This is a genomic window from Parapedobacter sp. (assembly GCF_053550995.1).
In genome coordinates, this window is sequence record NZ_JBMQOC010000124.1 from 1 (window position 1) to 24,237 (window position 24,237).

Sequence of the window (24,237 nt, forward strand, 5' to 3'; positions counted from 1 at the left end):
CCATATCGAAACATAATCCCATTCGGGGGTCCAAATCCTTCACCAGCTCAAAAACGCTCGTGGCATTGGGATACAGTTTATCTTCGGGGCCGTGGTTATGTATGGCGTACCGGATATCGTACTCGGCCGTTTTTTCAGAAATATACGCCAAATCTTCCTTTTTTGGAATGCCGACCATCAATTTCACCCCGACACGTTTGGCATACGCAAAGGCGTTGTCAATCTCGGCTTTGGTTTTGGTCATATACAGTGGCCCTACGGCATAACCCGTTACACCAGATGCCGCCAATTTTTCGTGAAAGGCCGCTATTTCGGCATCCGTACTGTCAAGCGGAAGATGAAAATCTTTGATACACAGAAAATGTACGTCCATTCGCTTCATCATCGCCAATGACGCATCGATATCAAAATGTACAAAACTGTAACCGGCAATTCCCAACGCAAACCGATCTGCGGCAACCGCGCCGGTAGCTCCACTGGAGGAAAATGCCTGTACGGCAGATGGGCCCATCACCGTAGCCGCCGACACCCCTAAAAGACCCTTCTGGATAAATGTTCTTCTTGTTTCCATTAATTTAAATTATAGTAAATCATACGTTCATTCCATGTTGTTCCCGTATCCGCTTACTCCGGCTTTTTAACTATATTTGCCTGATGGACCACAAGCGCGCTACATTAAAAGACATCGCATCGGCATTGAAGCTCTCGCCATCGACCGTGTCCAAGGCGCTACGGGATCATCCCAATATCGGTGTAACCACCAAAGAGCGTGTCAAAAAGCTAGCAAAGCAATTGCACTTCGTTCCAAACCAAAGCGCGATCCGTTTCAAGCAGCAGAAATCATTCACATTGGGCATCCTCATACCGAGCATGCTTGACCACTTCTATGTGGCTGCGGTAGAAGGGTTCGAAAAATTTGCATACGACCATGGCTATAATGTGCTTATCGGCCAAAGCCACGAGAGTCTCCGGCGAGAGAAGGAACTCCTCATTACCATGCAAAGCAACCGTGTGGATGGGCTGATTATCGCAATATCACGCGAGACCGTAGACACCACCCATATCAATGAATTCGTCAACTCAGGCACACCAATTGTATATTTCATGCGCAAGCCTATCAACGAAGAGCACCATTGCGTTTGCAGTGACGTCTATACGGGCGCTATCGATGCCATCGCATACTTCGTATCGCGGGGGCACCGACGAATTGGCTGCATTAATGCTTCTTCTTACTGGACCACCAGCCGCGACCGCTTTTTGGGCTATCGGGATGGTTTGATCCAACATAACATCCCTTTTGATAAATCGCTCGTGCAAGAAAGTGACTTTACACAAGCCAGCAACGTTCACGCGACGCGACGTTTAATGCAGCTCGACAAACCGCCCACCGCGATCCTCGCTTTCAAGGACCAAGTGATGCTCGATGCGCTGAAATGCCTGCGGCGGGATTTCGCGGCGAAAGCCGATTCCGTCGAACTGATTGGCTATGGCGCCAACCCCGTGATACAATACCTCGAACGCCCCCCTCTTGCTTCACTCAAAGAACAACCTTATGAAATCGGACAAAAAGCCGGTTCATTGTTACTTGATCTGGTTAATCACCCACAAGCGGCATATCAGCCACAACTTGTCAAAACATCTTGCGAATTACAGGTCTTCTCCAGTCAGAAACAAAGGTAGCGAAAGCCCTTCCCAAAACGAGCCCGGCCTCGTAAAACTTTAACGGGTCGGTTCGAAAGGCACCAAAAAAGTTGGGTTTTGAGGCTATTCAAACGATGTACTTGGTTTTTGGCTTGGCCGGCTGTATTTTACCGGACAATGATTTCATCGATGAAAATCCAAGCGGGGTTGCCTGCCGCCGGATAGCCTTCGGGGATGGGCGTATAAGGCTTCACCTCCACACGCAAATAACGGATATCGGTTGCTGTTACCGGGATTTCCACTAAGCGCGTCGGTGAAGCAGCAGCCGGCAGGTCCAGACGGATTTCGGTGAGTAATCGGGCGTCTGCCGAATCCGCTCCTCCCCATAGGCCCACCTGTTGCGGCGGATAGATATGGCTACCATAGTTCTCCTTGACGCTGATACCGACCGTATGGATATCAGTGGCGGTATCAAATGATAAAACGGCCATCATGGGTTCGCCATGAAATCCCAGCCATTTCCCGTCGGCATGGTTATTCCCTCCGCTTTCAAGGTCATACAACGTATGGGCACGCCTGGCACTGTACTGGGGATTCGGCGGTGTTAATAAGGCCACCGAGCTTGGAACGCTACCCGCGCGTTGGAACGTCCGGGCGACTTCCCTGCTGGCTATCCATCCCGATTTGTAACCTTTCACACGAACGGAAGTGACTTCCGATATGGGAAACGGCTCTTTATAAATTGGCGCTATAAGGCTGTCAGGCTCGCTCCCATCGGTGGTATAGTGCAACACCACACCCGGTATCGGATGGCTCAAGGTGACCCGGAGGCTGTCGCGGAAAAATTTTGTCGGGGGCGTGATGATCGGGTCATTCAACGGCAACACCGTTTCCCCATCATCCACATATCCCAGTTCAATATGGACATGCTGGTATTGCTGTTGAAGCCTTTCCACCACTGTGGTGTCGATGGCTGTATTCCACACATATATCGTACGTAAGGCTGGCGCAGCCAGCAAGGTAGCTAAGCCTGCTTCCGTTAGCGCGGTGCTACTCAAACTAAGCGTACGCAATTTCGGCAGGCCGGATAACATATCGCTCCACGTGTCATCCACCGGCGTATTATTTAACGACAATTCGCGCAAATTATTAAAGTGCGCCAACACATCACGGTCGCCGGCAACCAAGGGCATGCCAGTAAGCGTCAGCGAAACAACCTGTTGCTCGATCTGCTCCAGTGCCTGAAGGGACTGTGCTGAATAGAATGTTTTACCAAAAAAACTTACCGATAAGGCAGGCGATGACTGGGCAAGCGGCCGGACCAAACGATAAGGGGTGTTTAACGACTTGATGAGATCGGCATCGGCAGCCGGGAAATCATACACCTCTTCCGTTACGGGATAAAGGATGGTCGCCAGCCGGCGGATGGTGTCGTCGGCGGGCAACGCCGCCAATGGTGTATTGAATTTGGCTCCTGAAGCCACCCACGCTTGAAGCAATGCCAGTTCTTCGGGTGTCAACTGCGGTTTTCCCTTGGGAGGCATCCGATGCTCATGGTCGAGGTCGAGCAGAAGCCGCTCAATGATAAGGCTTTCCGTAACCGAACCTCTTACCACCGCCGGGCCGCTATCGCCCCCCTTCATCAAAGAAGCTGTATCGGCCAACACAAGTCCACCTTTCGCTTTGCTACTGCTGTGGCAATTCAAGCACTTCGCTTTCAAAATGGGGTAAACCACATCGGGGAACACAACTGCGGTTTCGACATCCAACGTTCGTTGATTGCGGCGTACTGGCTCAAAAAGGTAATCGTCGCCGTGGGTCAACGCGGCCCCAAAATGGCCGGCAACGATCAACACCACCAACGAGACACTCAATCCCACCTGAAATGAAATGTGATATCGGCCCATGGCCCCAATCGCACGGCGGTGATACATTAACAACAGGGTCGCCAAGAAACATAAGGCTACCCCCATCCATTTATGCCATTGGAAACCTCCCCCTTCATACCCGCCTTCCTGTGCAAGCACCAACCCGGCAACCACGGTAATGGCTGCGGTCCAAGCGCTGACAAAAAGCAGGCCATATACCAGCCGCCCGACGGTCTGTGGCGGCAATGCGAACCAGTTGCCGAAACAGGCCAACAGCCATGAAAGCACCAACAAGACGATGGGAAAATGCAACAATAACGGATGGGCGCGCCCCAATACCTGCAATACTGGCGGAACAACGATGGCTTGTTCAAAGACCAGGAAAAACACGATAAATACAATGAGGCCAACCAGCAGATTCAGCAGCAGGGAATGGACAATCTTCATCTCCTATCCTTATACCAGTATATCCTTAACCACTGTTCCTGCCACGTCCGTAAGCCGGTATCTTCGGCCTAAATGCCGATAGGTGAGTTTCTCGTGGTCCAATCCCAACTGATGGAGGATGGTGGCATGGAAATCGTGCACATGCACCGGATCCTTGACAATATTATATCCAAACTCGTCCGTTTCACCATAAACGATGCCCGGTTTAATTCCGCCACCTGCCATCCACACGCTAAAACAACGTGGATGATGGTCCCGGCCATAGTTATTGTGGGTCAATGTACCCTGGCAATAGTTGGTCCGTCCGAATTCACCGCCCCAGATAACCAAGGTCTCATCAAGCAGACCCCGTTGCTTCAAATCCGTGATCAGCGCTGCCGACGCCTGGTCCACATCTTTAGCTTGCATGGCCATCTCGCTGGGCAAGCCACCATGCTGATCCCACCCCTGATGGTAAAGTTGCACAAAACGAACGCCGTTCTCGGAAAGCTTACGTGCCAATAGGCAGTTTGCGGCATACGTGCCGGGCACCAGACAATCGGGTCCATACAGTTTGATGATATGGTCCGGCTCGTTCGAAAGGTCGGTCACCTCAGGCACGGAGGTCTGCATCCGGTAAGCCATTTCATATTGTTGCACTTTTGCCGTAATCTCGGGGTCGCCGAATGCATCGAATTGGATGCTATTCAGTTCTGCCAACTTATCAAAGAGCGCCCTACGGCTCATGCGATCGGTCCCTGCGGGATCACTCAGGTAAAGTACCGGATCGGGGCCACCCATGAACTGTACCCCTTGATGCACGGAGTCCAGGAATCCATTGGTCCATAACTTTGCATAGACACCCTGCCCATTGCCCCGCCCCTTAGATACCAGCACACAAAACGCAGGCAGGTTCTGGTTTTCACTCCCCAACCCGTAGCTTAACCAAGCACCCATGCTAGGCCGGTTGCCCTGTTGTGCACCCGTCTGGAAAAAAGTGATGGCCGGGTCGTGGTTAATGGCATCGGTATGTAACGACCGGATGATGCACAGGTCATCTACTACGTTGCCCATGTGTGGGAACACGCTGCTTACCCATGCGCCGCTTTTGCCGTATTGCGCAAAGTCATAATAGGAGCCCACCAACGGAAATGTCGCCTGGCCTGCGGTCATACCCGTAAGCCGCTGGTCGCCACGCACCGATTCGGGAAGATCTTGGCCCATCATCTCCCTTAGCTTCGGCTTCGGATCGAACGACTCCAATTGGGAAACGCCACCGCTTTGGAAGAGGTAAATCACCCGCTTCGCCTTGGGTGCAAAATGGGGAAGCATCGACGCTGCGCGGTCACCACCCGTGCTACTACCCGAAAAAAGGTCCGGTATCAGCAACGACCCCAGTGCAGCACTTCCGATGCCCACACTTAAACGCGCGAGAAACTGCCGCCGGTTCTGGAATAAACTGGCTTGCTCCACTTCCTTCGCAATCATATTATCTTTCTTCATGCTTTTTTCAGCTACCGATAGGCCTTCAAATCTCCAAATCGTTACGTAGACACATCAAGTGCGCGTAATCGCCTCTTCCAAATTATATAAGGCATGGACAGCGGCCATTAACGCGGCATGCTCCGCTACGGGTACGGCTTTATCTTGCGGCGCCTCTCCCACGGCCAAAAACGCCTGCGCCGCATCCGGCGCGTTATTATACCGTTCCAACTCGCTCGTGTAATAATCTTCCATCAATGACAACTCCTTCTCGCTGGGATCGCGGCTAAGTATGCGGCGGAATGCCTGCCCGATATAAGCACCTGGTTTCGCCCCGGGCTTCAGCTTCATCAGCCTTCCCGAAAGCACACGCGACGCTTCAAGGATAACCGGATCGTTTAACATCACCAGCGCTTGGAGCGGGGTATTGGTGCGTTGCCGCGTTACTTCGCACATATCACGGTTACTGGCATCGAAAATGAGCATGTTGGGCGGCGGCACGGTCAATTTGATGAACACATACATGCCGCGGCGGTATAAGTCGTCGCCATGGTCCTGCACATAGTTGGCCAACGCGCCACGCCCCGAACTGGTGACCTCCCATAGGCCGTCCGGTTGGTAGGGCTTTATGCTGGGGCCGCCGATCTCGGTATTCAACAAGCCACTACTTGCCAATGCCAGATCGCGTATCGATTCGGCAGGCAGACGCAATCGTTTTGAACGGGTAAGGTATATGTTTTCCGGATCTTCGTTTAGTTGCCGCTCGGTTACGCGCGAGGATTGACGGTAGGTAGCACTAATGACCAACTGCTTCATCAAGCGTTTCACGTCCCAGCCATTGTCGCGGAAATCAGTGGCAAGCCAATCCAATAATTCGGGGTGGCTGGGCAATTCACCTTGGTTGCCGAAGTCGGCTACCGTAGCAACCAAGCCGCGCCCGAAGACCATTGCCCACAATTGGTTTACGAATACGCGTGCAGTCAGCGGATTTTCCTTGCTGAATGCCCATTCGGCCAATCCAAGCCGGCTAGGTTCATATGCTGTGCTATCAAAGGGCAAGATTGCCTCCGGTGTGCCGGGATACACCCGTTCAGTGGGCGAATCATAAAGCCCGCGGTCCAAGATAAATGTGGGCCGTACCTCGTCGCGCTCGCCCATGACGGATACCGATACCGCCGAAGTATCATCCCCTTTGTTGATGAATCGCAGGATGCTTTCCACATCGTGCTGCGTGATGGTAAGACGCGGGGTTTTCGATGGACCCGAATTCACCAATCCTTCCAAGCCTTTCTCCAAGGAGTTGTTGAAAAACGCATACAATTGGAAATAGTTCTTTTGCGAGAACGGATCATATTTGTGATCATGGCATTGGGCACATTCCATGGTAATCCCAAGGATGCCCTTGCTGAACGTGTTGGTCTTATCAATAGCATACGCCACGCGGTATTCCTCCTCGATAACCCCGCCCTCCTCGGTGATTTTATGATTTCTATTGAATGCCGATGCCAATATCTGCTCTTTCGTTGCCTCCGGCAACATATCGCCAGCCAGCTGCCAAGTCACAAACCGATCATAAGGCATGTTCTCGTTGAATGCATGGATGACCCAATCACGCCACGGCCATTGCGTACGGATGTCATCATCTTGGTAACCATATGAATCCGCATAGCGCGCCACATCGAGCCAATGCATCGCCATGCGCTCGCCGTAAGCGGGCATCGCCATCAACTCGTCAACCATCTTTTCGTAGGCATTCGCCGATTTATCGCTCAGGAATCGCTGTAGCTGTTCCTCGGTAGGCGGCAAACCGGTGAGGTCAAAACTCACCCGTCGCAGTAAGTGATGCCTTTCAGCCTCCGCATTGGGCTTGAATCCGATTTCCTCCATGCGGGCCAGTACGAAATGGTCTATTTCATTTGCCGGCCAACCGCTGTCGCCCGCGTCGGGTATGGCCGCCTTCTCCGGCGGGATGAATGCCCAGTGGGGTTTGTATACCGCGCCCTGTTCAATCCACCGTTCGATAAGCCTCACCTCGCGGCCGCTTAAGGCCAGGTTGGAAGACACCGGCGGCATGCGCATGGTTTCATCTTCGCTTGTAATACGCCGGTAGGCCTCACTCCGGTCGGGGTGGCCGGGCACAATGGCATGCATACCCGCCGTTTCCACCAACGCCTTATAAGCCCCCTCTTCCGTATCGAGCCTTAGGTCGGCCTCCCGTGCATTCTTATCCGGGCCATGGCATGCAAAACACTTGTCGGAAAGGATAGGACGGATGTGGAAATTATAATCGACCACAGCCGGCAGCGCCGAACTGCCCAACCCGTGGGACTTACGGGCAGTGTAAAAATACCCAGAGAGTACCAACGCAACCAAGATGATTGCGGTACCTATAAACCATTTCAGTGAAAGAAAGCGCTGCATCGTCGATTTATACTGGTATGCCAGCCAAATTTAACCAAACTTTCGGAAACGACCAATGCTAAACCGATAAAATTAATTAATCAGCAAGCGCCGCTACGAACCGCCGGGCTTTTTCAGTGATCTGCTGCAGGTATTGCGGGGTTATGGGCTGCTTCGTATCCACCAATGCACTACCCACGCCAAAGCCAACGGCGCCCGCCCGACGATAATCACTGACATTTTCGGGCGTAATCCCACCGGTGGGCAGCAGCGGTATCTGTGGCAATGGGCCAGCAAGGTCTTTGATGTACGCCGGTGACGTAGCCGGGAACACTTTAACAATGTCCGCACCGTATTTATAGGCAGTAAAGATTTCGGTCGCGGTGTACGCTCCCGGTATGGCAACCGCGCCCAATGCTTTAACCGCCTCGACAACCTCGATCGCCACGACAGGTGACAACACAAACCGGGCGCCCGCCGATACGGCGGCTTCCGCCATACGGGCATCGAGTACCGTACCGGCACCAATAACCATCCGCCCGCCCAGTGCGTTGTTTACCGAACGAATCGCCGCCAGCGGTTCCGCAGAGTTCATCGTCACCTCTAGCAAGCGTATCCCCCCGACATAGAGTGCCTCTGCCACAGGCAGTACATCTTCGGGTGCAAGCCCCCTGACGATCGCAATGAGTCGATGTGCTTTAATTTTGGCTAACGTAGACATGATTGACAATAATAGTTAATCTTTTCCAAACAATTGATGCAACTCGCCTTGCGTAAACGGCTCAGTACGTTTACCGAACCTCGCCCGAATGACTCCCAATTCTTCTGGCAGCACCTCATCACCTGCGGCGTTGCCCCAAGCATTCCGGATATAACTCAATAACTGCGCAAGTTCAGCGTCGTCGACAGTCGAGTTATGGGCAAGCCCCGGCATCTCTCCGCTTACCTCGGGTGCTTCGTAAGTATGCCCGGCCACAACTACGGGACCGGTGAGACCGTATAACACCAGGGACATCAGCCGCTGTTTGTTCCCTTTCACCCATTCCGACCCGGCTAGCGGCGGGGCTATCGGCGAAACGCCCCGCCCATCTTCGCCGTGGCATGGTTGGCAGGTATTCTGAAATAGTGCCATGCCTTGTGGATATCGCTTGGCCAGCAGCCGCTGATTTCCCTGTGTTTCGACAGCCATCAGCTCGTTCACCACGGTTGAAAGGCGGCGATACAACATGGAGGCCGTATCGGGCAATCGGTTTACCATTTCCGTTAGGAACAATCGCTCCCTTCCGCCGAGACCACTGATCAGGGCATCGGCCAAGTACTTGTCGCCTGGATGTTCTATGGCCCAACGTTTGCTCGTTGGGCCCTCGAAATCCGTAAATGCAGCCAGGGCCAGGGCCGCGTATGGCATCAATAACGTATCGCGGTTGGAAACGTGAGCGGTTATCAATTCGGCCAACCCATTTTGGGGAACAGTCGGGGCCAACGATACCGTTGCCGCAATGGCTTGTGCGCGTAGTTGCCATTGCGGGCGTTCCAACACGGTTTGGATATCGGCCAAGGTCAGTTGCAGAAGTCCCTCCAGCGTCCACAGCGCATGTGCAACCTGTAAAGGATTATGCCCGCTATGCAAGATTTTGCGCAGTTTGCCAACTACGTCCGTAGCCCGCCTATCGACCAGTACATGCTGGGCCTTGTCCCTTACCCATCCATTGGCATGCCCCAACAACGCAACCAATGAATCCACATCCCGCGGCATCGTCGTCCAATTTGTTTCGACGTCCTTAGGCAAAATCCGATAAATTCTTCCCATACCGAGAGGAAGGGACAAGCCGCGTGTTTCAATTTCCTTCTTCAGGTAAGGGGTAAGGTACGTACTATGCTGGATAATGCCGCGGTACATATCGACCACATACAACGCTCCATCGGGCCCATCATAAAGGTTCACGGGACGGAATCGCTCGTCATTGCTCGCCAAGAATTCCCGCCCCTGATAGGCTTGCTCTCCTGATATCCGATAGCCTTTTTCAACCAATATGTTCCGTTTAATCAGATTGGCAGCGGGCTCCGCGACGAATGCGTTGATACCGGGGAATAACCCACCCCGGTAAACCAACGGGCCGCAAGCGGCGGTAAAATTCACCAACCGCCCCGTGCTATCCAGGATCCCGTCCATATATCCCCGATTTACACCGGTGGTGGGGTGCAATGGATAGACCCGGGTATCCGACACAATGGTTTCACGATATCCCGAAACTTTGCGTTGGTTCGGATTGCCCGAACCCAGGCCAGGCGGAAAGTAATCGCCCGACAGATTGCTCGAGTTATCGTTGTAATACAGCCTGCCCCAATCGTCTTGACTAATCCCCCACTGCCCACGGAAATGGGTTTTCTCCTTCCGCCAATCACCATCGGGAAACTGGCGGTATCGCCAGTCGTATTTCGCGCTATAAATCCAATTATCCAAGCCCCGTAAAAGGCCATTGGGCTGATGCTCCACATTGCCACCCTCGGCATAGGCACTGTCTACCAACGTACGGCCAACAGCCCGATCGCCGCTGATCTCATAAAACCACAGCCTGGGGGGCACCGCAACGAGCAGGCCACTATCGACAAGGCATATCGCCCGCGGCATCACCAGCGAATCGAGGAAAACATCCCTGTTGTCCATCATGCCATCACCGTCTTCGTCTGCGAGGATAACGATACGGCCCACAGGAGCGTTTTCGCCATGGCCCAACGTATCGGGCATATAACCATCCATCTCCACCACCCAAATCCTACCCTTTTCATCAAATGTCATCGCCACAGGTGCAGCCACAAGCGGTTCGGCCGCCACCAACTCCACCTTGAAACCCGCCTCGACTTCCATGGCTTTCAAGGAAGCTGCGGGACTCAACGGCTGATCCCTCCCCCGACGACAACCCGTGAAGGCACAAATTAAAATCGTAAAATACAAGAAAATGGCAAACGGACTAGTGCTCACCCTACAAATCTGCATCAAATTCTAAAAATATCAAGACAATTCGCAAATTACCAATCGCTTCGCAAAGCTAACATTTTTTATAAACGTTGCTTACTGCACATTTCTTAACCTAGGACAATGCTTCCAACGAAACATCTTCCCTACTTTTGTAGCAAACGGAGGATAATTATGGAATTAGGTATCAGTATGTTTGGGGATCTGCCGGTGGACCCGACGACAGGTAAGTTTCTGTCAACACAGCGGCGGCTTCAGGAAATCATCGAGGAAATCAAGTTGATGGATGAGGTAGGGCTGGACTATTTCGGTATCGGCGAGCACCATCGTCCCGATTACGCGGTACCCAGCCCCCAAATCATATTGGCCGCTGCAGCATCGGTAACGAAACGCATCAAGCTGGGCAGTGCCGTATCGGTAATCAGTTCTTCCGACCCCGTGAAACTCTACCAGAATTTCGCGATGGTCGATCTATTGTCTGGGGGGCGCGCGGAACTGATGGCTGGCAGGGGTAGCTTCATCGAATCGTTCCCTTTGTTCGGGTACAACCTGCAAGATTATGAGGCGTTATTTACTGAAAAGTTAGACTTGCTCCTTGCTATCAATAATAATGAACGGGTTACATGGAGTGGCAAATTCAGGGCCGCGCTTGATGACCAAGAGGTGCTGCCCAGGGCAACCAACAACGACCTATCCATATGGATAGCAGTGGGCGGGACCCCGCAGTCGGTCGTCAGGGCGGGCAAATTGGGTTTACCGTTGATGATTGCCATCATCGGTGGATCGCCGGCACAGTTTAAGCCACTCTTCGAGCTCTATAGGAAAACCTATATCGAGCATGGCCATGATCTTTCCAAATTCCGCGTCGGCATCCACTCCCATGCCTTATTTGGAGACGACGATCAAAAACTGAGCAGCAATTACTACCCCTTATATGCTGCACAGATGGACCGAGTAGGCAGATCCCGTGGCTGGCCACCCTACCAACGCAGCCAATTCGACTTCGGTAAATCCAAACACGGAGCCCTGTTCATCGGCGAGCCCGATGCGATGGTGGATAAAATCTTGTACATGCAGGAGTTATTTGGATTGACACGGTTTGCGGCACATATGGATATAGGTGCGCCGGCCCATAAAGACCTGATGAAATCCATTGAAATCTACGGTAACGAAATCGCGCCCAAAATAAGGGCCGCCCTGGGTGGCAAGTAAGGGGCCCAGGGATGATCAATCGCTTTATTTGATCTTCTCAAATGTATCCGGGAATGCATAGCCGAAGCGCTCAGCCGCTTCGGCGTTGTATACACGTTTCCGCACATGGAGCATCTCCACTTGCAGACCATCGGTCGATCCGCTGGCAAGATATCGGGCAGCCTGCGCACCACTTTGATACCCCCATTGATAAATATCGGCCCCAAACGCGGCCACGGCACCCCTCGCTACCAAGCCTGATTCGCTGGTAAATACGGGTACCGCATGATCATTGCAGTTTTTCAGAATGGTTTCAAACGCCGCGAACACGGTATTGTCCGGATTGGCAAAAAAGGCATCGATATTTTTGCCCAATAATGACCGGACAACCAGTTGGGCTTCGGCTGACGAATTGAGCGGTAATGCCACCAATTGCACTTTCATACTATCTGCTAACGCCGCAATCCGTTCATACGCTTCCAGCGACTGCGGCTCAGATTGGTTATAAATCATGCCAACGGTTAGCTGCTCCCCCTTCGGCTTCACCGTTTCCGCGATAAGGGTAAAGGACGTATCGATATAATTCAGGTTCTCGCCCGTACCGAACAGGTTATCGGGGGCTGCACCGTCGGCCGCCAACAACCCCAAAATATCCGGCATGGCGGTAACGGTCTGGAATATGGGTATATCGTTGCCACGTTGCACGGCCGCAATAGTCGCCAACGTAGTACTGGTACCGATGAGGTTCACCTCCTTGCTATTGAAATAGCTGATGATCTGGTTAAGCGTGGCCGCGTCGCCTTGTGCATTTCGATGGATGATGGCTACCGTGCCATCAGCTTCGCTATACCCACTATCGGCCAATGCATCCATAAAGCCTAAACGCGATTGGGAAATGGTAGCGTCTTCAAAAGCTTCGACAAAGCCGATGACAGGAATGCCTTTTTGTTTTGTGGGCGACTGACAGGCAATGATGACGAGACCACCCAGGAATATCGTTATGAGGGCGTGGTATTTTCTAAGCATAGAAGCAAAATTAGCGAAAATGTACAGTATCTACATGCGCGTTGTCAAAATATACCCCTACAATCGCCTAAAATTCGTAACGTTGCGAAATGGTCTTCAATTTCAAGAAACGATGGGGGCGGTCGCACAAGGTGGGTCTTGTACTTTCGGGTGGGGGATTACGGGGTATTGGTCATCTCGGCGCTATCAAGGCTCTTGAGGAACATGGCTACAAGCCTTCGATTATTTCCGGATGCAGCATGGGAGCCATTGTCGGAGCTTTTTACGCTTCCGGCTATACGATCGAAGAGATGTTGCGCATTGTGAAGGAAAACAACCTGTTCCCAGCATTGAGTTTCCGCCTGCGTACTTCGGGCTTCGTGGACAACCATTTCCTTTCGCGGCTTATCCAGAAATACATTCCCCAAAACACGTTTGAGTCGCTGAAGATCCCGCTCCACGTATCGGCCACTAACTTTCTGTCGGGACAGACCGAGCACTTCCATTCGGGCAAACTGGATGATGCGCTGCTGGCTTCTTCAAGCATACCATTGCTGTTTCCTTCCGTAAAACGCGATGAGTCCGTTTACTATGACGGCGGCATTCTCGATAACCTGCCCGTTACGCCGCTAATTGGGCAATGCAAGACCCTCATTGGCGTACACGTAAACGCACCGGATCAAACCATGCCGGAAAAACCCACGCCGGCTAAGATACTTGACCGGATAACCCATCTTGCCATTGGGCGGTCCGTGGCAGAGAGTGCACAAAAGTGCGACCTATTCTTGGAACCACCCGGTATGTTGAGATTCAGCATGTTCGGCAAGAAAGAGTTAATGGATATCTACGAATACGTATATACGTATTCGTCCCGGTTTCTCGACAAACAGTAACCGATGGGCTAAATAGCTTGTCGGCATGCTTCAATTTACGCGTACTTGGGTTACAAAGCAGCCTCGGCACAACATTTTTTATTTTTTCATTGACAGTAATGAAAAAAAATGTACATTTGGCACGTCAAACAAAGAACATGTTAACACGGAACAATGCATACTGGTTTTTTGGTTTCTTTTACTTTAGCAGTGAAAGCCGGGATTGATATGCATTCATAACGAAACAAGCTATAAATGTAAGAAAAGTCCCGGCAAAAAAGCCGGGACTTTTTTTGTCCACGATAAATAGAACATGAGCATAAAAGTAGCCATACAAGGTATTAGAGGTTGTTTCCACGAAGAAGCGGCTTACAAATATTTCGGTGACGACATCGAAACGGTTGAATGTGAGTCGTTTAAAAAAACCTGCGAATTGCTTAAGCAAGGTGACGTAGACCATGTGGTTATGGCTATAGAAAACTCCATAGCCGGTGGCTTGCTACCTAACCATAGTTTATTGCGCGACTACCGTTTTCCTATCATCGGTGAAGTGTATTTACACGTCAAACTACATCTGCTGGTTACGCCAGGCACCACCATACAAGATATCAGGTTTGTCGAGTCACACCCCATTGCCCTACAGCAGTGCAGTGATTACCTCGAAGAAAACCCGCAGTTCAAAGTTACCGAAGGTGAAGATACGGCCGGTAGCGCCAAGAAAGTAAGCGAACTGCAATTAAGGGATACGGCAGCCATTGCCAACCAGCTGTCGGCAAAGCTATATGGCTTGGATATCCTGGAACGCCGTATAGAAACCAATAAGAAAAACTACACCCGTTTTCTGATCCTTGCCAGAAAAGCGACCGAAAAAACAGGTGTCAATAAAGCATCACTCTCTTTCCAGACCGGCAATGGCGTAGGGTCGCTTTCTAACGTACTGCAATGTTTTGCCGAACGAAACATCAACCTAAGCCGGATACAGTCTATGCCTGTGCTGGGCAAACGCAACGAGTATGATTTTTACGTGGATGTGGAATGGCGGGACCAAGCAGACTACGAAGCCGCCATACGCCGGGTGTTGAAACACACCAACAACTTTAACATCATGGGCGAGTATGTAAAGAATGATAAGGTTTGATCGGAAAGTATAACCCAAAGAGCAAAAAACAAGAATCAAAGAATAAAAAAACAAAAAAACGATGAAGCAGACATTAGACATTGTACCCTTAAATTCATGGATCGATACCGGCGACCTTCCATTGGTCATCGCTGGTCCATGTAGTGCGGAAACGGAAGAACAAGTGTTAGCCACCGCCCACTTGCTGGCCAATACCGGCAAAGTGAATGTACTTCGTGCAGGTATCTGGAAACCACGCACGCGCCCCGGCGAATTCGAGGGCATCGGAAGCATCGGCCTCCAATGGCTGCGCAAAGCGAAGGAGGAAACCGGCCTTCCCATCACCACGGAGGTCGCAACTGCCAAGCACGTAGAGGAAGCACTCGCTGCCGGCGTCGATATCCTTTGGGTCGGTGCCCGTTCCACCGCCAATCCCTTCACCGTGCAAGAAATCGCCGATGCCCTCAAAGGCGTCGATGTACCGGTATTAGTCAAAAACCCGGTCAATCCCGACCTGTCGCTGTGGCTTGGTGCCCTTGAACGCATAAACCGCGCGGGTATCAAAAAGCTGGGCGCCATACACCGTGGCTTCTCCTCTTACGAGAAAACGGCCTTCCGCAACGAACCCATGTGGGACCTGGCCATCCAATTGAAGACCATGGTACCCGACCTTCCGGTAATCAACGACCCCAGCCATATCTGCGGCAATCGCGAATTGATCCCTTATATTGCACAAAAAGCATTGGACATGGATATGCAGGGACTCATCATCGAATCGCATATCGATCCGTCCGTGGCATGGACCGATGCGAAACAACAGGTGACCCCACAGGCACTTGCCGAAATCATTACCAACCTCGTCGCTCGCCATGCCGAGTCTAACGATCCGGTATTCGAAGACAAATTGGCCGGATTCCGGAAAGAAATCGACAAGCTTGACGACCAAATCATCAAAATCCTGAGTGATCGGATGAAAATCGTTGAGAAAATCGGTGAGTATAAGCGCGACAACAATGTGACCATCCTCCAGGTAAGCCGATGGGATGAAATCATCCACAAACGCAGCAACGTAGCACAAGCCCTTAAACTGGACAAGGACTTTACCGTAAAGCTGTTGGAGCTTATCCACAACGAATCCATCCGCAAGCAGAATGAAATCATGAACACCACACCTGCAGCGGAGGCATAATGGCGAATCGGGCAATCACGCTTTCCCACACTACCCGATCGCTCAGCGGCACGGTGCCATTAACGGGTTCCAAAAGCGAGAGTAACCGGGCGTTGATCATCGAAGCGCTCAGCGACGGTAAGGTCACCATCGAAAACCTCTCGGAGGCTGCCGATACCGTAACGTTGCAGCGGGCGCTCGCAAATGTAGCCACTGCGGCCCCCGGTTCCGAAACACGGATCGATATTGGACCCGCCGGCACAGCTATGCGGTTTCTAACGGCCTATTTAACGATTGTGGAAGGCCGTTACCACCTCACGGGAAGTGAGCGGATGAAGCAACGGCCCATCGGCATGTTGGTGGAAGCACTGAAAACATTAGGCGCTAGCATCCAATATGCGGAGCAGCCGGGCTTTCCTCCGCTCACCATCCAAGGTGGATTGACGCAACGGGCCACCTCGGTACGTATAAAAGGTAATGTGAGCAGCCAGTATTTGTCGGCATTATTACTTATCGGCAGTGCGCTACCTAACGGATTGGAACTGCAGATTGAAGGTGAGCTCACCTCCCGTCCCTATCTCACCATGACACTTGACATGCTGGCAGAAGCGGGAATCTCGCACCGATGGATGGGTGATACCATATCTGTCGCACCACAACGCGCCGAACATTGCCGACTGGTCGTTGAACCCGATTGGAGCGCGGCATCCTATTGGTATGCCATGGTGGCACTGGCAGAGAAAGCCGACCTGTTTCTTCCCAATTTGAAGAAAAACAGCCTCCAGGGGGATGCGGCTATTGCATCCATCATGGCTCATTTCGGTGTACTGTCTACATTCGAAAACGGGGGACTACGCATCCAGAAAGCTTCAACAAGTAATGCTGAACCTATAAAAGAGCTCGATTTCACGGCCTGCCCCGACCTGGCGCAAACCGTTATCGTTTGTGCTGCCGCACAACGGCGCAACCTTTCATTTACCGGCTTGCATACGCTCCGGATCAAAGAAACCGATCGGATAGCTGCATTACAGGCTGAACTTGGTAAAATCGGGGTACAATTGGTGGAAGATGGCGCGGCATGCCACCTCCGTACCGAAGGATTGTTCCGGCCAGGCAACCTGGCCATCGACACCTATGAGGACCACCGTATGGCCATGGCCTTTGCTCCACTGGCATTGTTATTCGATGGGGTGCAGATTAATGAACCGGATGTGGTGGAAAAATCATATCCCGATTTCTGGAAACATTTGAAACAACAGGGATTTGTTATATCTTAGCCCCCAAAAGCGATTGATGGAATTCGGCATATGCCAAATCGTAAATCGGCAATCGTAAATCAACAATCAGTATGGCAGGGAACTCATTTGGAGATGTATTTCGTATAACCACTTTCGGCGAGTCGCACGGCAAAGCAATCGGCGTGATCATTGACGGCTGCCCGGCTAATATCACCATCGACGAATCATTCATCCAGTCCGAATTGGATAAGCGTCGTCCGGGACAGTCTAAAATCACCACGCAACGCAAAGAGAGTGATACGGCCCAGATACTCTCGGGCGTGTTTGAGGGCAAAACCACGGGCACCCCCTTAGCCATGCTCATTCCAAATGAGGACCAGCGGTCTAAGGACTACTCGCATATCAAGGATAAATACCGTCCATCGCATGCCGACTATACTTACCAAATAAAATATGGTATCCGAGACTACCGCGGCGGCGGTCGTTCATCCGCACGGGAGACAGCCGCGCGGGTAGCGGCGGGCGCGGTGGCAAAGAGTCTCCTCGCACAGGCGGGGGTCCAGATTTTTGCACACGTCTCAGGAGTCGGCAAAATCGAAGCGCCGAATCTGGAACCGCTACCTATTAATGAACTCATCCGTATCCGAGAAAGTAATATCGCTCGTTGCGCCGACCCGGCTACGGCCAATGAGATGATCGATTTCATAGACGGCATACGCAAAGCCGGCGATACGGTGGGCGGGCGCATCAGCGTGGTCATCCAACAGGTGCCGGTGGGGCTAGGCGAACCTGTTTTCGATAAACTGCACGCCGACCTGGCAAAAGCCATGCTCAGTATCAATGCTGTCCATGGTTTCGAATACGGATCGGGGTTCGCCGGTTCGGAGATGCAAGGATCGGAGCACAACGACATCTTCGTTAACCCAGCGCATAATGCCAAAGGGCTGAAAACGCTGACGAATTTCTCGGGCGGTATCCAAGGGGGGATTTCCAACGGCATGGATATCACCTTCCGCGTAGCGTTTAAGCCCGTGGCTACCATCATGCGCCCACAACAAACGGTTGACCAGTCGGGAGAAACCAGTGAAATCACCGGCAAAGGCAGACACGACCCCTGTGTGGTACCGCGGGCGGTCATCATCGTAGAAGCGATGGCTGCACTCGTCTTGGCCGACCATTTACTCAAAAACCGAATTCATGACCCAAAATAGCCCCTTCGTAGTCGCCGCAGATATTGGGGGTACCCATATTACCGCCGCCGTGGTAAATACCCACGATTGGCAAGTGATTGCTGAATCCACCATTAGACATTCCGTTAACTCACACGCTGTTGCTAAATCGATTTTATCCGCCTGGTCAGGCCCGTTGGTCGGCGTTCTAGGGAATGGTCCGGTGCTAGCAAGACCTTTGGTTGGGATCGCCATACCTGGGCCATTTGATTATGAAAACGGCATTTCGCGCATGCAGGGCCAGGATAAATATGACAACTTGTACGGAATGGACATCCGGATGGAGCTTGCGGAGCGAATCGGGGTAAACGGTGTTGATATTCGTTTTATCAACGACGCTGCGGCATTCCTACAGGGCGAAGTGTTTGCTGGCGGACATAACGGCTACCCCAAGGTACTTGGCCTCACCTTGGGCACCGGATTGGGTAGCGCGGTGTGGGAACGGGGGAACAATGCCGTTGACGCCGATCTGTGGAAAGCTCCCTATCTCGATAGCAATAGGGAGGAATACTTGGTGACACGCTGGTTTGTGCGAGAAGCAGCCAAACACGGCATCGAGGTTTCCGGTCTGCGGGGGTTGTTAGCTTTAAGAGATAGCCATTCCTGTATACATGACATCTTAGCGGAATATAGCGACCATCTACTCCATTTCATCCAATTTTTTAGTGAAAGAGAGGCTTCCGATAGGCTTATTATAGGTGGCAACATTGCTAAAGCGTGGGATATTTTCCGGGCATTCAATCCAACTGCATTCGAGCGTTTCGATATCCGGATAAGCCAATTGGGTGAACACGCATCATTAATCGGAGCGGCGGCACAATTTGCGTAGCCAAATGGAAATGGCAAAATCTCAGTCAAACAGTGCCGGGTATTGCTGCGGATTCGATTCGTGCATGATCGCATACACGGTTTCGATAACGTCGTCTGCCGAAGGCTTGGAGAAATAATCGCCATCCGATCCGTAGGGTGGGCGGTGGGCCTTGGCCGATAATGTTCGGGGCTGCGCGTCGAGGTGATAATATCCATTTTGTTCTTCCAGCACCTGTTGCAGAATAAATGCCGACGCGCCACCGGGCACATCTTCATCTACCACCAATAGTTTATTGGTTTTGCTCAACGACTGGGCACAAAGATGCTCCTCATCAAATGGCTGTAACGTCTGTGGATCGACGATTTCAATGGAAATCCCCAGTTTCACCAGCTCGGCGGATGCCTCTTGGACCACGCGCAGCGTAGAACCGTAAGAGACCACCGTTACGTCCTCCCCTGGTCTGACGATTTCGGCTTTGCCCAACGGCACCGTAAATTCACCTACATTCGTAGGCATACGCTCCTTGATGCGGTAACCATTCAGGCATTCGATAACCAAGGCGGGTTCGTCAGACCGAAGTAGCGTATTGTACATGCCAGCGGCCTGGGTCATATTCCGCGGCACGCATACGTGTATGCCCCGCAGAGAACCCAATATCATGCTCATCGGCGACCCCGAGTGCCATATCCCTTCCAATCGATGCCCCCGTGTACGAATAATAAGCGGTGCCTTCTGCCCGCCTTTCGTTCGGTAACTGAGGCTCGCTATGTCGTCCGTCAAAACGGTAAGGCCATACACTAAATAATCGAGGTATTGGATTTCAGCAATGGGCCGTAAGCCCCGCATGGCCAACCCCATTCCTTGACCAATAATCGCCGCTTCACGGATACCGGTATCGAAGATACGGTGTTCACCATACTTAGCCTGCAGCCCCGCAAAACCTTGGTTTACGTCCCCGATTTTACCGACGTCTTCGCCAAATGCAACGATGCGCACGTCTCGCGCAAAGTTGGCGTCAAAACAGGCGTTGAGTACTTCCCGGCCATCCACGGGCTTGCTGTTCGGACCATATGTTGTAGCCACAACTGGAACATGCTGCGGTGCCTCGGCGGTTTCCGAGAAAAGATAAGAATTATAACGGCCCCGGTTGACCTCTTTCTTCTCGCCATACCAAGCCAATAGGGCTGACTTCTCCGTGCTTTGGGTGTTACGTAATAACCGGATTGCCCGCCGTACCGTACCATACACTTCTTTGAGCGATGGCTCGGCGGTTGACTTCAATTCATTGAGCAGAAGTTGGGTCGTTTCATGGGAGATCGTAGACAATAGCCCAATCGCCTCATCGACCTCCTTCTTCAGTGTCTTGTTGTAATCAGCCCACGCTCGCCTTTGTTCGGCCCTAACCCGGTCTTTCAGGCTTCGTTCAATGGCAACCAGTTCGTCTTCCTCCGCAATGCCCGATCTGACCATCCATGCCCGCATCTTCGCGATACAATCGTATTCTTCCTCCCAGGCCAATCGCTCGGCCGACTTATACCGTTCATGCGAACCTGAAGAAGAATGGCCCTGCGGTTGGGTCATTTCCGTAACATGTATTAGTACAGGGATATGCTGTTCGCGGCTGATTTTCGCAGCTTGTTCATACGTTTCGCAGAGCCCGGGATAATCCCAACCATTTACCTTGAAAATTTCAAGCCCATCGCCCTTTTCATCCCGTTGGAATCCTTTAAGCACCTCAGAGATATCGGCCTTGGTCGTCTGCACCTCGTTAGATACCGAAATGCCGTAGCCATCGTCCCATATCGAAATCACCACTGGGATCTGCCTTACCCCCGCCGTATTCACGGCCTCAAAAAACACCCCTTCAGAGGTAGATGCATTCCCCACCGTACCAAAAGCGACTTCATTGCCGTTATTTGAAAAGGTAGTCATTCCCGCCAAATCGGGATTGTTCCGATACATCTTGGAGGCCAATCCAAATCCAAGCAAACGAGGCATCTGCCCGCCAGTAGTCGAAATATCCGCCGCAGCATTCTTCATCAACGTTTGGTCCACCCACTGTCCCTCGGGTGTAAGCATCCGTGTAGCAAAATGGCTATTCATCTGCCGCCCGGCCGATGATGGATCCGCTTCGACATCTGGATGCGCGTAAAGCTGAGAAAAAAACTGATAGACAGAAACAATACCGGTTGCAAACATAAAGGTCTGGTCGCGGTAATAACCGGAACGCCAATCACCGAGCTGGAATACTTTCGCCATCGCAATTTGCGCCAACTCTTTGCCATCTCCGAAAACGCCGAACTTCGCCTTCCCGGTCAAAACCTCTTTCCGCCCCAACAAACTAACGGCCCTACTCTCCACGGCAATGCGGTAGTCGTCGATAACAATAGATTTGAAATCGTCGTAACTAAGCTTGGCGCGGGCAGGATGTTCGCTTTGTTTAATATGGGTATCAGACATAATTAAATTGCGTTTGCTCCAAAAATAAAGAAAAAATATTTGTCCAAAAGCAACTTTCACTTTTAAATCCAGCAGCTTTTGTCGGTTTTGGCAAAATTGGCCATTTGTTACGGACACCGTTTAACTCGCATGTGGCTCCCACAGCAGAACCCGCCATACTAGTCAACACAATAGTATAACGCTTTCTGTAGGAAAAGATTGCCCGAAAAATGTCAAAATCAAAAATGAAAGCGGAAAGCAATGCTAACCTAACAACTCCGCAACCCGACCAATCTGACCATCTTCCAACCGCACCTTAATGCCACGCGAATGAAAGGGGGCCGATGTAAGGATGTCCTTCACCACACCTTCCGTAAGCCGACCGGTTCGTTGGTCCTTTTTCAAAATTATGGCAACTTCCAAGCCCGGGTAGATGTCCTTACGATACTTTCCATCCATATTGCCAAAAGCTATGTTATTATCCAAGCCCGCACCCTTCGTCTGCCCCTCGGTGGCTTTATTTCAACCAAGAGTCATGTACGGCAACCTTGTTCCAAAACTTCGAGTATTTTTCGATGGCCGCGAGATGGATAGGGTGCGTCTCATAGGTATTGATGTCTTCCATCGTATCAAAGTACACCAGAAGGTTATACGTAAAGCTATTGTCTACCACATCACGGTCATGTGTGCTAGCTGCACGGCCATAGTGGAGCGATTTAATGGTTGGGATAGCCTTCAACTCCTCAAAAAAGCCCGCAAAGTCATTTATTTCTTGTTCAGAAAGCCCGTCGTTGAGCCAAAAAAGCACGTAATGTGCAATCACTTCTTTGTTTTCCATTGTTCCGTTAGTTTCGTCGTTTGTGTTCGATGATTGATTGTCTTCTTGATTTGATGTCGTTGATGTCGGCGGGGCACATGCGGCCAGCATACTGCTTCCCACGCCCGCCAGGGCAACCGCGGCCCCCGCTTTTTTAATAAAATGACGTCTTTCCATATTATTTACTTGTTGATTTGCTATTCGTTACCAATCGGCAATAACGTTATTTATTTACAATCTTCAGGATATCATTACCAAAAACAAAAACCATAAGGGCCAGTAAGATAAAAAAACCGGCTATTTGGGCCTTTTCCAAAAACTTGTCGCTCAATGGCTTACCTTGTATCATTTCAATGAGCAAAAAGACGACATGGCCGCCATCCAATGCCGGGATTGGCAAAAAGTTCATCAATGCCAACGCCATGGACAAGAGTCCTACCAATGTCCAGAACTTTACCCAATCCACCTCTGATCCAAACATGGTCGCGATGCGGACAGGTCCCGATATGGCTTTATCCGCGCGCAGCTCACCCGTCGCGATTTTACCCAACCCCTTCGCATTGTCGATCAACGTACCCCAAGCTTTGGAAGCCCCAATCGGCAATGATTCCAAAAAGCCATAAGTTGTCGTTACATATGGGAAATCAGTATCCTCATTGATGAAAAACCCCAATGTACCTTCTTCGGGTACCGCTGCCTGCACCGTGGTGGTGTCACCGCCACGGAGTAAGACCAACGATACATCCTTACCGGAACTGCTTCCTATAATTTCCTTCACTTGATCCCAAAACGGCGTAGCAGCGCCGTTAATGCTCAGGATGCTGTCACCCGGCTGGATACCCGCCCGCTCGGCCACACTTCCTGCGATCACTGAATCAACGGCCATGGTACGCGACCGGAGTCCCACAAACTCATTTCGATCATAATCGGCAACGTCATTCAGTATATCTCCCGGCACCGCAATGGATAATGTTTCCCCACCACGGGCCACGGTCAATGTCGTATTGCCCATGAGCACTTTCGAGCCGAGGAGGTCTTTGAATCTCAGGATCGGCTCACCGTCTACTTCCGTAATGCGGTCGCCTGCCTGCAAGCCGATCTGTTTGCCGATGACACCCGGTGCAATACCATTTGCCAATTGGGTATTATCTACATAGGTTTCGCCATACTTGAATGTTAACATCCAAAAAATAAATATACCCAAAATAATGTTGACGATAATGCCCCCCATCATCACGATGAGACGCTGCCAAGCCGGCTTCGAACGGAATTCCCATGGTTGGGGATCACCTTTAAGCTGCTCGGTATCCATTGACTCGTCGATCATCCCTGCAATTTTGACATAGCCACCCAACGGCAACCAGCCCATGCCATACTCGCAGCCTTTGAAATTGAACTTGAACAATTTGACGCCCCATGCGTCAAAAAACAGGTAGAATTTCTCTACCTTGATCCCAAAAGCACGCGCCGCCAAAAAATGGCCGAATTCATGCAACACAATCAATATAGACAAGCCTAACAATACTTGTCCAATCATCACCAATACACCCATTTAA

General features: G+C 51.4%; 19 protein-coding genes. 8 read left to right on the plus strand and 11 right to left on the minus strand.

Going from position 1 to position 24,237, the window contains the following annotated elements:
• Positions 1-571: sugar phosphate isomerase/epimerase family protein (locus ACO1NT_RS16880; RefSeq protein WP_449049912.1), on the minus strand; the 571-nt coding region annotated here is incomplete at its 3' end.
• 83 nt (positions 572-654) lie between these two features.
• On the opposite strand from ACO1NT_RS16880, the gene ACO1NT_RS16885 reads away from it, so the two are divergent.
• The gene (locus tag ACO1NT_RS16885; protein WP_449049913.1) at positions 655-1,680 is read left to right on the plus strand and encodes a LacI family DNA-binding transcriptional regulator; all 1,026 of its coding nucleotides are present in this window, start codon (positions 655-657) and stop codon (positions 1,678-1,680) included.
• Positions 1,681-1,808: 128 nt separating this feature from the next.
• On the opposite strand, the gene ACO1NT_RS16890 is transcribed toward ACO1NT_RS16885, so the two are convergent.
• The 5 genes from ACO1NT_RS16890 to ACO1NT_RS16910 form a co-directional block, all read right to left on the minus strand.
• On the minus strand, positions 1,809-3,956 hold the full coding sequence (locus ACO1NT_RS16890; RefSeq protein ID WP_449049914.1) for a c-type cytochrome domain-containing protein: 2,148 nt from the start codon (positions 3,954-3,956) through the stop codon (positions 1,809-1,811).
• A gap of 9 nt (positions 3,957-3,965) precedes the next feature.
• Entirely contained in the window at positions 3,966-5,438 is a 1,473-nt protein-coding gene (locus ACO1NT_RS16895; protein WP_449049915.1) for a DUF1501 domain-containing protein, read from the minus strand.
• A 54-nt stretch (positions 5,439-5,492) separates the two neighbouring features.
• Positions 5,493-7,838: a PSD1 and planctomycete cytochrome C domain-containing protein gene (locus tag ACO1NT_RS16900; RefSeq protein WP_449049916.1), complete on the minus strand. Its 2,346-nt coding sequence runs from the start codon at positions 7,836-7,838 to the stop codon at positions 5,493-5,495.
• 76 nt (positions 7,839-7,914) lie between these two features.
• Positions 7,915-8,538, minus strand: coding sequence for a bifunctional 4-hydroxy-2-oxoglutarate aldolase/2-dehydro-3-deoxy-phosphogluconate aldolase (locus ACO1NT_RS16905; protein ID WP_449049917.1), 624 nt, complete (start codon positions 8,536-8,538; stop codon positions 7,915-7,917).
• A 15-nt stretch (positions 8,539-8,553) separates the two neighbouring features.
• Positions 8,554-10,815, minus strand: coding sequence for a DUF7133 domain-containing protein (locus ACO1NT_RS16910; RefSeq protein ID WP_449049918.1), 2,262 nt, complete (start codon positions 10,813-10,815; stop codon positions 8,554-8,556).
• A gap of 153 nt (positions 10,816-10,968) precedes the next feature.
• Between ACO1NT_RS16910 and ACO1NT_RS16915 the strand changes: the two genes are divergently transcribed.
• The gene (locus ACO1NT_RS16915) at positions 10,969-12,006 is read left to right on the plus strand and encodes an LLM class flavin-dependent oxidoreductase (RefSeq protein WP_449049919.1); all 1,038 of its coding nucleotides are present in this window, start codon (positions 10,969-10,971) and stop codon (positions 12,004-12,006) included.
• A 24-nt stretch (positions 12,007-12,030) separates the two neighbouring features.
• Here ACO1NT_RS16915 and ACO1NT_RS16920 read toward each other — a convergent pair whose 3' ends face one another.
• Positions 12,031-13,011, minus strand: coding sequence for an ABC transporter substrate-binding protein (locus ACO1NT_RS16920; RefSeq protein WP_449049920.1), 981 nt, complete (start codon positions 13,009-13,011; stop codon positions 12,031-12,033).
• A gap of 89 nt (positions 13,012-13,100) precedes the next feature.
• On the opposite strand from ACO1NT_RS16920, the gene ACO1NT_RS16925 reads away from it, so the two are divergent.
• The 6 genes from ACO1NT_RS16925 (at position 13,101) to ACO1NT_RS16950 (ending at position 19,443) form a co-directional block, all read left to right on the plus strand.
• Complete coding sequence (locus ACO1NT_RS16925) at positions 13,101-13,883, plus strand: patatin-like phospholipase family protein (RefSeq protein ID WP_449049921.1); 783 nt, start codon at positions 13,101-13,103, stop codon at positions 13,881-13,883.
• Positions 13,884-14,175: 292 nt separating this feature from the next.
• Entirely contained in the window at positions 14,176-15,000 is an 825-nt protein-coding gene (locus tag ACO1NT_RS16930; RefSeq protein ID WP_449049922.1) for a prephenate dehydratase, read from the plus strand.
• A gap of 61 nt (positions 15,001-15,061) precedes the next feature.
• Positions 15,062-16,168, plus strand: a complete 1,107-nt coding sequence (locus tag ACO1NT_RS16935) for a chorismate mutase (protein ID WP_449049923.1) — start codon at positions 15,062-15,064, stop codon at positions 16,166-16,168.
• Positions 16,168-17,424 carry a 3-phosphoshikimate 1-carboxyvinyltransferase gene (gene aroA / locus ACO1NT_RS16940; protein ID WP_449049924.1) on the plus strand — a complete coding sequence of 419 codons (1,257 nt, stop codon included), beginning with the start codon at positions 16,168-16,170 and terminating at the stop codon, positions 17,422-17,424. Before ACO1NT_RS16935 ends, aroA begins: the two co-directional genes overlap by 1 nt.
• Positions 17,425-17,495: 71 nt before the next feature.
• Entirely contained in the window at positions 17,496-18,596 is a 1,101-nt protein-coding gene (gene aroC / locus ACO1NT_RS16945) for a chorismate synthase (protein WP_449049925.1), read from the plus strand.
• Positions 18,583-19,443, plus strand: coding sequence for an ROK family protein (locus ACO1NT_RS16950; RefSeq protein ID WP_449049926.1), 861 nt, complete (start codon positions 18,583-18,585; stop codon positions 19,441-19,443). The genes aroC and ACO1NT_RS16950 overlap by 14 nt, the downstream gene beginning before the upstream one ends.
• A 21-nt stretch (positions 19,444-19,464) precedes the next feature.
• On the opposite strand, the gene ACO1NT_RS16955 is transcribed toward ACO1NT_RS16950, so the two are convergent.
• The 4 genes from ACO1NT_RS16955 to rseP all read right to left on the minus strand — a co-directional run bounded on the left by ACO1NT_RS16955 (position 19,465) and on the right by rseP (position 24,233).
• Positions 19,465-21,885: an alpha-ketoacid dehydrogenase subunit alpha/beta gene (locus ACO1NT_RS16955; protein WP_449049927.1), complete on the minus strand. Its 2,421-nt coding sequence runs from the start codon at positions 21,883-21,885 to the stop codon at positions 19,465-19,467.
• Between the two features lie 243 nt (positions 21,886-22,128).
• Positions 22,129-22,323 (minus strand): YwbE family protein, encoded by a 195-nt coding sequence (locus ACO1NT_RS16960; protein WP_449049928.1) that lies wholly within the window; start codon positions 22,321-22,323, stop codon positions 22,129-22,131.
• Between the two features lie 58 nt (positions 22,324-22,381).
• Positions 22,382-22,858 carry a Dabb family protein gene (locus ACO1NT_RS16965; RefSeq protein WP_449049929.1) on the minus strand — a complete coding sequence of 159 codons (477 nt, stop codon included), beginning with the start codon at positions 22,856-22,858 and terminating at the stop codon, positions 22,382-22,384.
• Between the two features lie 46 nt (positions 22,859-22,904).
• The gene (rseP, locus tag ACO1NT_RS16970; protein WP_449049930.1) at positions 22,905-24,233 is read right to left on the minus strand and encodes an RIP metalloprotease RseP; all 1,329 of its coding nucleotides are present in this window, start codon (positions 24,231-24,233) and stop codon (positions 22,905-22,907) included.
• Between the last annotated feature and the right edge of the window lie 4 nt (positions 24,234-24,237).